Annotated in this window: 14 protein-coding genes; 2 read left to right on the top strand and 12 right to left on the bottom strand. The window is 43.5% G+C overall.

What is annotated here, in order from left to right; genetic code table 11:
• Window positions 1-121: 121 nt before the first annotated feature.
• The 9 genes from B0X70_RS05985 to B0X70_RS05945 form a co-directional block, all read right to left on the bottom strand.
• On the bottom strand, window positions 122-400 hold the full coding sequence (locus B0X70_RS05985; RefSeq protein WP_105398151.1) for an LCI fold-containing protein: 279 nt from the start codon (window positions 398-400) through the stop codon (window positions 122-124).
• A gap of 547 nt (window positions 401-947) precedes the next feature.
• Window positions 948-1,175 (bottom strand): (Na+)-NQR maturation NqrM, encoded by a 228-nt coding sequence (gene nqrM, locus B0X70_RS05980; protein ID WP_040152259.1) that lies wholly within the window; start codon window positions 1,173-1,175, stop codon window positions 948-950.
• A 13-nt stretch (window positions 1,176-1,188) separates the two neighbouring features.
• Complete coding sequence (locus B0X70_RS05975) at window positions 1,189-2,217, bottom strand: FAD:protein FMN transferase (protein WP_040152257.1); 1,029 nt, start codon at window positions 2,215-2,217, stop codon at window positions 1,189-1,191.
• A gap of 80 nt (window positions 2,218-2,297) precedes the next feature.
• The gene (gene nqrF / locus B0X70_RS05970; protein WP_036776865.1) at window positions 2,298-3,524 is read right to left on the bottom strand and encodes an NADH:ubiquinone reductase (Na(+)-transporting) subunit F; all 1,227 of its coding nucleotides are present in this window, start codon (window positions 3,522-3,524) and stop codon (window positions 2,298-2,300) included.
• A gap of 15 nt (window positions 3,525-3,539) precedes the next feature.
• The gene (gene nqrE / locus B0X70_RS05965; RefSeq protein ID WP_011145527.1) at window positions 3,540-4,136 is read right to left on the bottom strand and encodes an NADH:ubiquinone reductase (Na(+)-transporting) subunit E; all 597 of its coding nucleotides are present in this window, start codon (window positions 4,134-4,136) and stop codon (window positions 3,540-3,542) included.
• Between the two features lie 8 nt (window positions 4,137-4,144).
• Window positions 4,145-4,774 carry an NADH:ubiquinone reductase (Na(+)-transporting) subunit D gene (locus B0X70_RS05960; RefSeq protein ID WP_011145526.1) on the bottom strand — a complete coding sequence of 210 codons (630 nt, stop codon included), beginning with the start codon at window positions 4,772-4,774 and terminating at the stop codon, window positions 4,145-4,147.
• A complete protein-coding gene (locus B0X70_RS05955; protein WP_217471121.1) occupies window positions 4,767-5,564 on the bottom strand; it encodes a Na(+)-translocating NADH-quinone reductase subunit C in 798 nt (265 codons plus the stop codon). Before B0X70_RS05955 ends, B0X70_RS05960 begins: the two co-directional genes overlap by 8 nt.
• Window positions 5,557-6,795 carry an NADH:ubiquinone reductase (Na(+)-transporting) subunit B gene (locus B0X70_RS05950; RefSeq protein WP_217471120.1) on the bottom strand — a complete coding sequence of 413 codons (1,239 nt, stop codon included), beginning with the start codon at window positions 6,793-6,795 and terminating at the stop codon, window positions 5,557-5,559. Before B0X70_RS05950 ends, B0X70_RS05955 begins: the two co-directional genes overlap by 8 nt.
• Before the next feature lie 4 nt (window positions 6,796-6,799).
• On the bottom strand, window positions 6,800-8,143 hold the full coding sequence (locus B0X70_RS05945) for a Na(+)-translocating NADH-quinone reductase subunit A (protein ID WP_040152252.1): 1,344 nt from the start codon (window positions 8,141-8,143) through the stop codon (window positions 6,800-6,802).
• Window positions 8,144-8,561: 418 nt separating this feature from the next.
• Between B0X70_RS05945 and B0X70_RS05940 the strand changes: the two genes are divergently transcribed.
• Window positions 8,562-9,296, top strand: a complete 735-nt coding sequence (locus tag B0X70_RS05940) for a L,D-transpeptidase family protein (protein WP_046396938.1) — start codon at window positions 8,562-8,564, stop codon at window positions 9,294-9,296.
• Here the strand turns inward: B0X70_RS05940 and B0X70_RS05935 are convergent.
• Complete coding sequence (locus B0X70_RS05935) at window positions 9,267-10,034, bottom strand: class II glutamine amidotransferase (RefSeq protein WP_046396937.1); 768 nt, start codon at window positions 10,032-10,034, stop codon at window positions 9,267-9,269. The two genes, B0X70_RS05940 and B0X70_RS05935, sit on opposite strands and share 30 nt — an antisense overlap.
• 24 nt (window positions 10,035-10,058) lie before the next feature.
• Window positions 10,059-10,640: a D-sedoheptulose 7-phosphate isomerase gene (gene lpcA / locus B0X70_RS05930; protein ID WP_046396936.1), complete on the bottom strand. Its 582-nt coding sequence runs from the start codon at window positions 10,638-10,640 to the stop codon at window positions 10,059-10,061.
• 259 nt (window positions 10,641-10,899) lie between these two features.
• Between lpcA and fadE the strand changes: the two genes are divergently transcribed.
• Window positions 10,900-13,335, top strand: a complete 2,436-nt coding sequence (fadE, locus tag B0X70_RS05925) for an acyl-CoA dehydrogenase FadE (RefSeq protein WP_217471119.1) — start codon at window positions 10,900-10,902, stop codon at window positions 13,333-13,335.
• Between the two features lie 933 nt (window positions 13,336-14,268).
• Here the strand turns inward: fadE and B0X70_RS05920 are convergent.
• Window positions 14,269-15,414 carry a DUF3396 domain-containing protein gene (locus tag B0X70_RS05920; protein ID WP_336246314.1) on the bottom strand — a complete coding sequence of 382 codons (1,146 nt, stop codon included), beginning with the start codon at window positions 15,412-15,414 and terminating at the stop codon, window positions 14,269-14,271.
• Between the last annotated feature and the right edge of the window lie 7 nt (window positions 15,415-15,421).

Below are 15,421 nucleotides of genomic sequence, written 5' to 3'. Positions count from 1 at the left end.
ATATATTTTTCCCAAGGATTTTTTAAACTAACCCCCTCTCAGAAATAAGTATTTGGCATAATATAATGAGCCAAATATTTATAATATTTGGCCCAGATTGTTGAGGTTTTTAGGTAAAATTTTACAAGCCTCTACCTTCATATAAAGCGATATATTTTCCACAGTAATCTAAATACTTATAACCTTTAAGATACCATCTAACTCCAGCCCAATTATATATACCAGGAAAATTTCCATTATCTTTAGCAATATATTGCGTATATAGACCATTGTTATGAGATATACCAGAACTATAACAATTGTCCCAAGGAATATATACGCTTGCCGATGCAGCGCCAATTCCTCCGGTTAATGTAATACCTGCCGATAATATCCCAACCGCTAATAATTTCTTAAACATAAAAATTACTCCTTTAATAGTTTTATGACTTTAATAGATTTATAAATTTCATCTTAAGTGTATCGCTTTTATAAAGTTTGTCAAAATCCTGAGGTTATAAAAATATTTATTTTAACCCTGGGAATATTGGAATTTTATTTTATTAAATAGAAAATTATTTGCTGAGAAATATAAAATCACATGTAATAATTCATGCTAAATCATCATTAGCCTATATTACAACTTTAAAAGCTGTTTATATTTTTCATTTTAAATTGGAAGTTTAATTTCTTATTTACAAAAAACTCCTCACACAATATAAATGGTCTTCTGTCAATTAAATAGTTTTCAAAAGATACAATTAAATAACCTGAATTTCATATTTATATGAATTCAGATTGCTCACTTTATCTTAAAACCTATATTAACAGGGTGTGTATTTAAAACCCCCTTCACAGTAAGCCGCTTAATGTGAAGGGGATTTTATCAAACTGGTATTTCTGCTTTTTATTTACTTTATCTCAAACTACGTGAAAGCAGGAAGGAGTATTACGCCGATTGGTTAAACTCAGATAATCCGATGTTTCTCTAATTGAACCTGCCGCGCAGCCTCACGAGCCATACGTCTCTTACGAGCATCACAAGGTTCCGGACAATCACATACTTTCTCCACTCCAATACTGCTTAAACCGCCACAGCTCCCTTGTATGCTCTTACGTTTAATCATATAGCCCAACGACATTCCTGCAAAAGCCAGCAGGAAAAAGACGAAGGCTGCAATAAATACTTTCAGCACTTCTTTCCCCTTCTCATTGATTTTTCTGTAGGTATGGCTCAAAGGCTTTACTGTAACGCTCTTCAAAACCATTTTTCGTTTTTATGATCATAAAAACCGGGATACTCAGATTTTCTGCAACTTCCATCCCTTTTTCCGGCCCTAAAACATTCAGTCCAGTAGATAGGCCATCAGCACTCATACAAGCTGGAGCAATTACCGTAATAGAGACTAAATTATGAGAAATAGGGTTCCCCGTTTTTGGATCAATCGTATGAGAATAGCGCACACCATTTTGTTCAAAGTAATTACGGTAATCACCAGAAGTCGCTATCGACATATTCCCAGGCATTATCACTTCCTGAGCATTTTGAGCCATGCCAGTGTCAGATGGCTTTTCAATCGCAATCCGCCACGGCAGATCTTTACCATTACGACCTGATGTACGGACTTCACCGCCAATATCAACCATATAATCTTTGATATTCTGCGATTCCAAATATTCAGCAACAACATCTACGCCATAACCTTTAGCAATAGATGATAAATCGATATACAGCTCTGGAACGGTTTTAATCAGGTTATTACCTTCTACCACCAGTTTATCTATCCCAATCCATTCACGGCGTTTTTCCAATTCACTCGCAGAAGGTGCTTTCGTCACGTGCCCCTCAGGACCAAACCCCCATAAATTAACCAATGGGCCAACCGTCACATCCAATGCGCCATCCGTCAATTTATTAATGTAGATCGCTTCTTTAACCACTTTGGCTGTCGCGGGCGATACAGGGAACGGACGATCAATTTGACGGCTTTGATTAAAACGGCTCAATTCAGAATCAGGGCGATATGTCGACATCTGATCGTTAACTTCTTCCAGCAAACGATCAATCTCTTTTTGTAACATTTCTGGCGAAGGCGCCGACGAACCCGTGACAAATTTAATGGAATAGTAAGTCCCCATTGTTTGCCCATGAATATTTTTCTGCTCCAGACCATCGCATGCCGCCAGCAGCAATACGGCAAATATTAACGCTATCCAGCTACTTATCTTTTTACGCACAGTTAATTACTCTTTCCGAATTGTTAGCGCCCACAAAATTGTGGGCGCCAGTCATTAAAATCAAACTATTTTATGGCTTATCAGCCACCGAAATCATCCAACATGATGTTTTCATCCTCGACTCCAAGATCTTTCAACATCTTGATCACCGCAGCATTCATAACCGGAGGCCCACACATGTAGAATTCACAATCTTCAGGAGCGGGATGATCCCTCAAATAATTCTCATACAGAACATTATGGATAAAACCGGTGTAACCATCCCAGTTATCCTCAGGCAGTGCATCAGATAGCGCTACATTCCAGGTAAAGTTTTCATTTTCCGCCGCTAGCTGATCAAAATCCTCTGTATAGAACATTTCACGTTTAGAACGGGCGCCATACCAGAAGCTAATCTTACGTTTGGAATTCAATCTTTTAAGCTGGTCAAAGATATGAGAACGCATTGGCGCCATACCTGCGCCACCACCGATGAAGATCATTTCCGCATCAGTATCTTTCGCGAAAAATTCACCGAACGGACCAGAGATAGTCACTTTATCACCAGGTTTCAGTGACCAAATATAAGAAGACATAATTCCCGGCGGCGCTTCCGAATTTCTTGGCGGCGGCGTCGCAATACGAACGTTAAGCATGATAATACCGTGCTCTTCCGGGTAGTTTGCCATTGAGTAAGCACGAATTGTTGGCTCTTTCACCTCAGAGACAAAGCGGAATAAATTAAATTTATCCCAATCCTCTCGGTATTCTTCCGGCACATTGTAATCGGAGTAACGAGCAATATGTGGTTGAGCTTCAATCTGAATATAGCCGCCTGCACGGAAAGGTACAACTTCCCCATCAGGGATCTTCAATTTCAGCTCTTTAATGAAAGTTGCTTTGTTATCATTGGAGATAACTTCACATTCCCATTTCTTAACACCGAATATCTCTTCCGGTAATTTAATTTTCAGGTCCTGTCTTACATTGACCTGACAAGCCAGACGACAACCCTCTTTCGCTTCACGCTTACTAATGTGAGAAAGCTCTGTCGGCAGAATGTCACCGCCGCCATCTTTAATCTTTACCCGGCATTGACCACAAGAACCACCGCCGCCACAAGCAGAAGAGACAAAAATCCCCTGGCTTGACAACATATTTAGCAATTTATCTCCGGCTGGAGCGGTAAAGCTCTTTTCCGGATCGCCATTAACTTCAACTCTAATATCCCCAGTGTTAACTAACTTTGATTTTGCGAACAAAATCAGCGCCGTCAGTACTAACACAATTAGGGTAAACATCACTACGCCTAAAATTATTATATCCATGAATGCTTCTCGCCTTTATAACTGCACACCAGAGAAGGACATAAAACCCAATGCCATCAAACCCGTAGTGACAAAGGTGATCCCCAATCCTTTCAGACCTGCCGGAACATCAGCATATTTCATTTTTTCACGGATAGAAGCCAGCAGGACAATTGCCAACATCCAACCTATACCTGAGCCAAAACCATACACGATGGATTCAGAAAAGTTATAGTCACGCTGCGCCATGAAAGAGACACCACCAAAAATCGCACAGTTAACGGTAATCAGCGGCAGAAAAATGCCAAGCGCGTTATAGAGTGAAGGAAAATAACGATCAAGGATCATTTCAAGAATCTGCACTAACGCAGCAATCACGCCAATAAACGTAATAAAGTTCAGGAAGCTGAGATCAACCCCTTCAACCAATGCGCCGTCACGCAATACCAAGTTATACACCAGATTATTAGCAGGAACAGAGATCCCTAAAACCACCGTGACGGCAATACCCAGACCAAACGCTGTTGTGACATTTTTCGATACCGCCAAAAAAGTACACATACCGAGGAAGAAAGCCAACGCCATATTCTCAATAAAGACAGCACGGACAAACAGGCTTATAAAATGTTCCATGTTGTCAGTTACTCCTTCTCAACCTGCGCCGGTTTCAAAGTCCTCAGACCCCAAATCAGCATACCAATAATGAAAAACGCGCTAGGCGCCAACAGGAACAAACCATTAGGCTGATACCAACCCCCATTCTGTACCGATTCCATCACGGTAATCCCGAACAGTTTGCCGGAACCAAACAACTCACGCAGGAAACCAACCAGTACCAGAATAACCCCGTAACCTAAACCATTACCGATACCATCCATAAAGCTCTCAATAGGTGGAGACTTCATGGCATAAGCTTCCGCACGTCCCATCACGATACAGTTAGTAATGATAAGGCCAACAAATACAGACAACTGCTTGGAAATTTCATAAGCATAAGCCTGCAAAATCTGATCTACCACGATAACCAGCGATGCAATAATCGCCATCTGTACAATGATTCGCACACTGCCAGGGATGTAATGACGGATCAACGAGATAAAAAAGCTGGAAAAGGCAGTAACCAATGTTACCGCTATTGTCATTACCAACGCCGTTTCCAACTTGGTTGTTACCGCCAGCGCTGAGCAAATCCCCAGAACCTGCAATGCAATCGGGTTGTTATCCAAGAGCGGCCCAAGAAGGACTCGTTTTATTTCTTTACTATCAGCCATCTTTCAACGCTCCTTCGCGTACTTTTTTCAGGAACGGACCAAAACCGTTATCCCCTAACCAGAAATTAAACATATTCTGGACACCGGCAGAGGTGAGGGTCGCACCAGACAAGCCATCAACACCATAAGAGTCATCGGCAGCAGCGCCGCCACGAACAATTTTGATCGCCGGATTGCCCTCATCGTTATACAGTTTTTTACCTATCCACTTTTTACGCCATTGCGGGTTATCCACTTCTCCCCCCAATCCCGGCGTTTCGCCGTGCGAATAATAGGTGATGCCGCGGGCCGTTTTACCGTCCACATCAACGGAGATAAAAGCATACATAACAGACCACAGGCCAGAACCATAAATAGGCAGAACGATTTCGCGAGTTTTACCCTGCTCATTTTTCACCAGATAGATTTCAGCCATATTGGCGCGACGGCGGATTTTCGCCAAATCCTTTTCAGGTGGTAATGCAATACTAGTATCATCACTGCGCAATGCATCGTTCAGGTTAAACTTGCCCTGACTGCTTTCAAGTGTTGCAGTATCCAGATTCAACAACTCGGTTTTAATACGGCTTTTGAATGTTTCTTTAACTTCATCGGCACTCATCTGAGGATTGAGTAATCCAGCAACATCGAGGATATTACGCTGTTTATCCAGCAATTTTTGCTCCTGTTGCTGAGATTTCAGCCCTACCGCAGAACCTGCCACCACAATTGAGCAAACGAGACATAGCACAAAAACAACGATAAATGTTCTGCCCACGCTGTCATTATTTTTAGGTTTATCATTAGCCACGGGCTTTTCTCCGTTTAATATTGGCTTGCACTACCAGATAATCAAACAATGGCGCAAACAGGTTTGCGAACAGAATCGCCAGCATCATACCTTCTGGATATGCCGGGTTGACAACCCTGATCAGAACACACATCACACCAATCAGAATGCCGTACCACCATTTACCTTTATCGGTAAATGAAGCGGATACCGGATCGGTTGCCATAAAGATCATACCAAAAGCGAAACCACCCAGAACCATATGCCAATACCACGGCATAGCAAACAATGGGTTAGTCTCTGAACCGATAGCATTAAATAGGTAGGAAGTCGCAACCATACCCAACATCACCCCGGCGACAATGCGCCATGAAGCAATACGGGTAAACAGAATCATCGCACCGCCAATGAAAATCATCAGCGTAGACACTTCACCGATAGAGCCAGGAATATTACCAATGAAAGCATCCATCCAGGTGATAGGTTGACCAGTAACGATATTCACTAATCCATGACTACCACCAGCCGCCCATTGAGATAACGGCGTCGCGCCAGAGAAACCATCAACCGCAGTCCATACCAAGTCTCCCGAAATCTGTGCCGGATAAGCAAAGAATAGAAAAGCGCGGCCAGCCAGTGCCGGGTTCAGGAAGTTACGGCCTGTACCACCGAAGACCTCTTTCGCAATGACAACACCGAATGTAATACCCAGCGCCGCCTGCCATAGAGGAATCGTCGGCGGAACAATCAACGCAAATAAAATCGAAGTAACGAAAAATCCTTCGTTAATTTCATGTTTACGGATGATGGCAAACAGTACTTCCCAGAAGCCGCCAACGACGAATACAACGATGTAAATAGGAAGAAAATAAGTCGCGCCAAGCAACATTTCGCTACACCAGCTAGCACCTGGCGTCAGTGACGCACCAAAAAACTGAGCAACACGATAGTGCCAGTCAGATGCCAGAATTTGCTGTAATTCCGCGCCACTGTACAAATGATACAGCGCAGGGATCGCCTGCTGACCAACGTTATACATTCCCCAGAACATTGCCGGGAATACCGCCAGCCATACCATGATCATCATACGCTTTAGATCGATAGCATCACGGACATGAGCACGACCAGAAGTTACTGTACCTGGTGTATAGAAAACCGTCGTTACCGCTTCATACAGCGGATAATATTTTTCTAATTTGCCCCCAGGCTCAAAGTGGCGCTCAATTTTTTCAAAATAGTTTTTCAGGCCCATGAAATCATCCTTCCTGCTCAATCTTAGTCAGCACTTCACGCAGTACCGGACCATATTCATATTTGCCAGGACAGACATAGGTACAAAGCGCCAAGTCTTCCTCATCTAACTCCAGACAACCCAGTGCCTGAGCGCTATCGGTATCGCCCACCAGCAGATCTCGCAGCAAATGCGTCGCCATAATATCCAAAGGCATAACACGCTCATAGTTACCGATTGGCACCATAGAACGTTCGCCGCCATTCATTGTGGTTGAAAAAGCAAAACGCTTATTTTTAAGGAAATGACCAATGGTGGTGCGGGTGATGGAAAATTTATCGGCGCCCGGAATGATCCAACCGAATAGCTCTTTTTCACGGCCTTCACGCAAAACAGAAACTAAAGTGTGGAAACGACCAAGATAGTGATGAACCTCATCTGACTGAGTACCGCACAATACGGAGCCTGAAATAATACGGTTTTCACCCTCTTTAAGCTGATCCTGAGTTAACTCAAGCAGATCAGCCCCTAAGCAGGTACGTATAAGCCGTGGTTTCTCAACCTGTGGACCGGCCAATGCGATGACACGATCAGTATAAAGTGTGCCGGTAGTGAATAATTTACCGATAGCAATCACATCCTGATATCCCAAGTGCCATACCGTTTTAGTCGCACTGACGGGTTCAATAAAGTGAATGTGAGTTCCAACTAATCCCGCAGGATGCGGACCTGAGAACTGATTATAAGTGATTTGTGCATCATTACTGACACCCGGCAAGTTTCCTGCACTATGGCAAACATGGACTTTACCTTCGGTCAGTTTAGTCAGCACATTCAGACCATCAACAAAAGCCTCTTTATCGGTAGCAATAATAACCTGTGGATTTGCAGCCAGAGGCTGAGTATCCATAGCGGTTACAAAAATCGCTTTTGGCGAGGAGCCGGGAGCAGGACTTCGGCTGTAAGGACGGGTACGTAATGCGGTCCATAACCCGGAATCGATAAGATTCTTTTCCACTTGTTCTCGGGATAACTGAGAAAGTTGGGAACGATCATAACGGTCAAAATCAACCTGTTCGTCTCCCGTTATCTCAATCACGATTGACTGCAAAACACGTTGTTCACCACGATTAATCGCCACAACCTGTCCACAGGCCGGACTGGTGAAAACTACACCGGGATTCTTTTTATCTTCAAAAAGAATCTGGCCCTTCTTAACATGCTCACCTTCTTTAACCAACATAGAAGGACGCATTCCAACATACTCTTCACCCAACAGTGCTACATGGCGAATCGTCGGACCGTCTTCTATTACTTGAGCAGGCGCTCCTGCAATCGGGAGGTCGAGTCCTTTTTTAATTTTAATCATAAGATTTGCACAAGTTTATCAATTAAATCATATGCTACAGATTACCTGGTGGTAACATAGCCACTCTATAAAAAACCCCTTAAGTCACGAATCGTGCCCAGGTTATTATTCTCCGATAATTGTTACGATTTTCTTTTAATCTCCAGGCGGTAATTTTAACATCTCCCTTCTTGGCCTGTCTGACTAATCAAGTGATTTAGTTCAAGCAAACAGGAATAATTTTGGCACTGAACGATTAATTACTCGCAAAAAACGAATTATTATATCATCTTTACCGACACCTGATTGTATTTTAACCTAACAATCACTTTGTAGTGATAAAGTTATCATCGTCATTTTCTATTCACAAAGTCGATGACTCATGGCAATCTTAAGCTAAATTTTTAGTCAGCTCACTACGTCGCTATATGGTAGTCACATGAAAAAAACTGCGGTTTTTCCTGCAATAATATTGTTGTTTTCTAATTCACTCGCTCCTGTCTATTCTCAGGATACTTTAGTTCAATTAAAGCAAAACTACCCTGCGCAGACCGGCGCTCCCGTCTTTATCCAAATCTTCAAAGAAGAGCGGATACTGGAGCTTTATACTAAAAATAGTCATGGAAGCTACCAATTGTCTAAAAGCTACCCCATCTGTAATTACTCTGGCGGCCTTGGTCCCAAAACCACAGAAGGCGATCTGAAAAGCCCGGAAGGATTCTATCGTGTAAAAACCCATCAACTCAATCCAAATAGTCGGTATTACCGATCTATTAACCTTGGTTTTCCCAATGAATACGATAAATTCAGAGGCTATTCCGGCAACTATTTAATGATCCACGGAGAGTGTAAATCTGTCGGTTGTTACGCTATGACTAACGGTTACATGGATGAAATCTACGATTATGTAGAAAGTGCATTATTGCGCGGGCAATATGAAATTAATATCAGTATTTATCCATTCAGAATGACGCCTCAGAATATGTTACGCCACCGTTCATCCTCCCATTATATGTTTTGGCTACAGTTGCAACCGGCCTATGAGTATTTTGTAAAAAATCACCAGCCGGCAACAATCAGCGTCATTAACGGTCAATATGCGGTTAATCCTACACCTGACAAATCGCCACTTTTGCAGCATCAATCACAATACGCGTTCACCAAGATGAAATAATGCATAGCTACCCGGATCAATACGATTCCAGTCTTCATTACCGGTTAACGGTTGGGTAACAATAACAGAAACAACATCATCCGGCTGTGTATGCTGTTGAAAATCAATTTCAACATCCTGATCGAGAAGTTTTGCTTTTCCAAACGGCGCCCGACGGGTAATCCAATAGAGGTTGGTTGAGCAATATGCCATCACAAAACGCCCATCTGACAGCAACATATTGAATACGCCTTTTTTGCTGAGTTCGTCCGCTAATGAAGCGATAAAACGAAAAACCTGAGGCCAATTGGAAGGGGTTCTTGGATATTTTTGTGAAAGTTGATGCAAAATCCAGCAAAAAGCATGTTCACTATCCGTTTGCCCAACGGGACGATACTGACCCGTTTCAAGCTGCCGATAGCCCCGAAGCTGCCCATTATGGGCATAAGTCCAGTTGCGTCCCCATATCTCACGAATGAAAGGATGAGTATTTTCCAACGCGACATTACCGCGGTTAGCCTGCCGGATATGAGAAACCACCACTCTGGATTTAATCGGGTACTCTTGTACGAAGCGAGCAACAGGCGAATTGTAACTTGGTTGATGATCTTTAAATGTGCGACAGCCCCGCCCCTCATAAAATGTGATCCCCCAACCATCTTTATGGGGCCCGGTATGACCACCCCGTTGGATCAGACCACCTAAACTAAAGCAGATATCTGTTGGCACATTTGCGCTCATGCCAAGTAACTCACACATTGCCCACCTCTGTAGCCTGTAAAATCAGGCTTTAATCATCTCTTTTTCGATAAGTTGAATCAGGATATGAATAACTTTGATATGAATTTCCTGAATACGATCTGCATAACCAAAATGCGGGACACGAATTTCCACATCAGCGGTTCCCGCCATTTTACCGCCATCCTTGCCTGTCAGCGTAATAACTTTCATGCCTTTTAAGCGGGCAGCTTCAACTGCTTTGATAATATTACCGGAATTACCGGAAGTGGAGATACCCAGTAACACATCTCCCTCTTTTCCAACCGCTTCCACATAACGAGAAAAAACAAATTCATACCCGAAATCATTACTGACGCAGGAAAGGTGGCTGACATCAGAAATCGCAATCGCCGGATAACCAGGGCGATTTTCGCGGTAACGGCCGGTCAATTCTTCGGCAAAATGCATCGCATCACAATGCGAACCCCCATTACCACAGGACAGTACTTTGCCACCCGTTTTAAATGAATCAGCCAGTAATACCGCTGCTTTTTGAATTGCTTCAATATTTGCATCGTCACTTAAAAACTTTGCCAGCGTATCCGCGGCTTCGTTCAATTCACTACGGATCAGGTCTTGATACATAGGCTCCTCACTTCGGTCAGGTAATCTTTAATGTTGTGCCGGATGGCAGTTTACCGGATCAAGAGAATTGAAAGAAGACAACATCACGTTTCTGGAGAATTAATCCGCTGCCGATCACCACGAGTTTGTGAGCTAGATTGTAATTAAGATGTAAAGATATTGCTAAAAACAATTTCATGGTCTAAAAAGAGAAGAACACCCTAACAGGTCCGACCTCTGATGACTTACCTGACCCTGAGATTAACCAGGAGCTTTTATTATGACCACATTGAGTATTATTCTATTCTTAGTATTGATTGGAATACTTTGCTATCACAAAGTCAATCTCAGTCTCAGCAGCCTACTGCTCCTTGTCTATACCGTCTTGATGGGCGCTATTGATGCATGGAGCTACTGGATGTTGTTACCAACGGCCATTATTCTGTTCCCACTGAATTTTGCGCCAATGCGCCACTCCTTACTTACTGTTCCGGCCTTAAAAGCCTTCCGTAAGGTGATGCCAAGCCTATCTCGCACGGAAAAAGAAGCTCTTGATGCAGGTACTACCTGGTGGGAAGGTGAACTATTCCGCGGTCAACCCGACTGGAAAAAATTGCATGACTACCCAAAGCCTCAGTTAACCGCTGAAGAACAAGCATTTCTGGATGGTCCGGTAGAAGAAGCTTGCCGTATGACCAATGATTTCCAGATAAGCCATGAACTTGCTGATTTGCCGCCTGAGTTATGGCGTTACCTGAAAGAACAGCGCTTCTTTGCCATGATCATTAAAAAAGAGTATGGCGGTCTGGAATTTTCAGCCTATGCACAGGCGCGAGTCCTGCAAAAATTGGCGGGGACATCCGGCATTCTGGCAATCACCGTAGGTGTGCCTAACTCTCTCGGCCCGGGGGAATTGTTACAGCATTATGGCACCGAAGAGCAGAAGAACCGCTATCTACCCGGACTTGCCCGTGGCGAAGAGATCCCATGTTTCGCATTGACCAGCCCGGAAGCCGGCTCTGATGCCGGATCAATCCCAGATACAGGCGTAGTCTGTATGGGAGAATGGCAAGGCGAGCAAATTCTGGGTATGCGCCTGACTTGGAACAAACGTTATATCACACTTGCACCTATCGCTACCGTACTCGGTTTGGCTTTCAAACTGTCTGACCCTGACCATTTATTGGGTGATACAGAAGAATTGGGCATTACCTGTGCATTGATCCCGACCAATGTACCGGGGGTAGAAATTGGTCATCGCCATTTCCCACTGAATATTCCATTCCAGAATGGGCCAACTCGCGGTAAAGATATCTTTGTTCCGATCGACTACATTATTGGCGGGCCAAAAATGGCCGGACAAGGCTGGCGCATGCTGGTTGAATGTCTGTCTGTCGGCCGCGGTATCACTCTGCCGTCAAATGCAACCGGCGGTCTGAAAAGTGTCGCTATGGCGATTGGCGCATACTCTTATATCCGCCGCCAATTCAAAATGCCAATTGGTAAAATGGAAGGGATTGAAGAACCACTGGCACGCATTGCCGGTAACGCCTATTTGATGGATGCCGCTTCAACGCTTGCAACAACCGGTATCATGCTAGGTGAAAAACCCTCTGTGTTATCCGCTATCGTCAAATATCACTGCACCCACAGAGGCCAAAGATCTGTTATTGATGCAATGGATATTGCCGGTGGTAAAGGTATTTGCCTTGGTCCATCCAACTTCCTTGCTCGCGCTTACCAAGGCGCACCTATCGCCATTACCGTTGAAGGCGCCAATATTCTGACCCGTAACATGATTATCTACGGTCAGGGAGCTATCCGCTGCCATCCTTATGTTCTTGATGAAATGGCTGCGGCTGAAAATAATCGTATCAAAGACTTTGATAAGGCACTGTTTAGCCACCTTGGTCACGTTGCCAGTAACATGTTACGCAGCTTCTGGCTTGGCTTAACCAATGGCCGCACCAGCAGCACACCGGTCAGTGATGCAACACGCCGTTACTATCAGCAACTAAACCGCTTGAGTGCCAACCTTGCGCTATTATCAGATGTGGCAATGGGGGTATTAGGTGGTAGCCTGAAACGTCGTGAACGTGTCTCCGCCCGTCTTGGCGATGTTCTGAGTCAAACCTATCTGGCTTCCGCGACGTTAAAACGCTATGAAGATGAAGGTCGTCAAAAAGAAGATTTACCGCTCGTTCAGTGGGCCGTTCAAGATAGCTTATATCAAGCAGAACAGGCGATAGATAATTTACTGAGTAACTTCCCGAATCGTCTGGTTGCCGGTCTGATGCGTGTTATCGTCTTCCCTCTAGGGCGTGTACATTCAGCGCCATCTGACCATCTGGATCACAAACTGGCCCAGATCTTACAACAACCTTCGGCTACCCGTGATCGCATTGGCCGAGGTCAATATCTGACACCAAGCGAGCACAATCCTCACGGATTACTGGAAGAAGCTCTGCACGATATTATTGCCGCAGAACCGATCCATGCCCGTTTGAGTCGCGAAGCAGGTAAACGCCTTGGTTTTACTCGCCTGGATAAACTGGCAGAGCGCGCACTCGCAGAACGTAAGATCACGCCAGACGAAGCCGAAATTCTGAAACGTGCCGAAGCAAGCCGTCTACGTTCTATTAACGTTGATGAGTTTGAACCAGAAGCACTGGCTGTCGCAGCCCCGGTCGAAAAGCCGAGAACAAAAGCGGCCTAAAACTGACGATTAAAGAGAATTAAGAGCTAAATTAATCATGGGGCGATATCTTAAAGTATCGCCCCAGATTGTTGGATAACCCATTTAAAAAACAAGGGATGTTTTCACATCATCGAAAATTTCAGATAATGTGTTGTCGTTTATTGGCTTTCTCCGATGCTTTAATCGCATTAACAAAGGTGAAAGGTCTGACAGATTAATGTAAGTGAAAGCAACCAACGCAGCAGTGATTTAAAGAATGAAGAGAATAAATCAACCAGTAAATAACCTGATGATATAAAAATACCCTCTTATATCTTTTCGAATAATCAGATCTTTTTCAGGGCTTAAACCCGGGTAAATTAACCGTTTTATCTATTCTTTATTGCGCTATTTTTTTATGACTTACTTTGTAAAATAACGACTAGAAAACTTTTTAATACCCGTAAACTGATAATTAAGTTTTCTCATTTTTTCTTTCTGTATGTAATTTTTTTAGGTTTAAAACCAGCGAGGATAACAGATGAGCTAATGGTATTAAAAACAACATTCACTTCTTTAATAATCTTTAATGCTTTTTAAGTGTTTTTGTGCTTTTTAACTGATAATTTGTTTAATACGGTTAATCCTGTTAAATGTTTTAATATAATCGCACGTTTTTGTTATTGGGTTAATGTTATTATTTTGTCACCTTATTAATTCAATCTCAAACCCGTTTTTCTTGATGTTTTTCTTCCAATGTCAGAAGAGTATCGAATCTTTTACTCGCTTTAAAAAATCTTTAATCACTGCTTTTTACTTTTAATGATTAAATTTTTTACCTGTTTTCTCATGGTACTCTGGTTTTGTTTTCCAGATTTTAAAACCATATTGACAGACGAAAAATGGCTTTCCTTAACCATTTTTTATGAAAATTGTGTAAATACCTATGATTATCAGGCAGTGGACAATCTGTTATTCCCACATATTTTCCGCTTCCCGTATCAAATGCCAGAGGGTTGTGCCCGGTTTTGTACCTGGAACATCAAAAGACATCGTACCCTGAGCAAAGAAGTACTGTTTGCCCGGCAGGCTATCGGTTTGCCAGATCCCGCTGACCAATGCAGGGTGGTTGCCTCTCAGAGGAGTCACTTGCAGCGGTCCCCGGTCATAACGGGCATACCAGGCCAGGGTGGAAGTTGAATTAAAATGACCCTCACCATAGAAGTGCAATGAATGGCCTTCACGAGGTATCACCCGTATCGGACGTATCAACTGGTTAATGGCAAAATAACTCTCCGGGACACTGCCCGGCAGTGGCGTTAAGTCCGGGTATTGACCGGCACGGATTATCAGGCCATCACGGTAAGAACTAATCACCACATCCCGGTAGGGGCGAAGCACCTGACGTATCCAATATTCCCCACCCAGTCGGTTTACAAATCGTTTGGACAGCAGGGTGATCCAGTTAATGCCCCGGATGGAATGTTCATACTGTAATTTAGCTGTGTGCACTGCGGAGTTCACTTGTAGGGAAGGGTAACGTTGCGCCAGTTGATACTCTAAAGGAAAGTAATCATGGTAATCTCTGGGGATGACCAGGCTGTAGCCACAATCCCCACTGTCCGGTTCGAGTTGTTCACATAGAAACTCCAGCCAAGCCATAAAACGAGCCATGCCGTCTTGTTCTTTTAGGTAATCCCAAGGAAATGTCAGGCTTAGGTAAGAGCTACTATCGTCACCATCAGCTTCATCGGAATCAAGGTAACGCATCAGATAGCGAGGGGCTTCATAGAGATTTTTGGCATCACTGACTACCCAACTAGAGGGCTGGTTTTTTTTTCCGATTAAGAATGCCTTCTTCAACTTTGGCAATATTTTCTGGGGAATATTTTTTAATCCCTCCAGCGAATGACGATGAAAACGCAGGTAGGTACCAAATTCTTCGCGAAAGCGCCGGTAGCAGGCCAGAATGCGCTGTTTTTTCTCCGAGGTGTAGCCTTGTTTAAAAAACAGGGTGATAGAAATCCCAAGACGAGAAACGGTCAGCCCATCGCCATTGAGGAAGGTAAACGCAGTCAGTTGTGATTTCAACTGGGCAAAGTAGTCTGAAGTTTCCATATTTTCT

It is taken from the genome of Photorhabdus akhurstii, assembly GCF_019090985.1.
GTDB classification, from domain to species: domain Bacteria; phylum Pseudomonadota; class Gammaproteobacteria; order Enterobacterales; family Enterobacteriaceae; genus Photorhabdus; species Photorhabdus akhurstii.
This window is presented reverse-complemented; position numbering and strand designations above follow the sequence as displayed.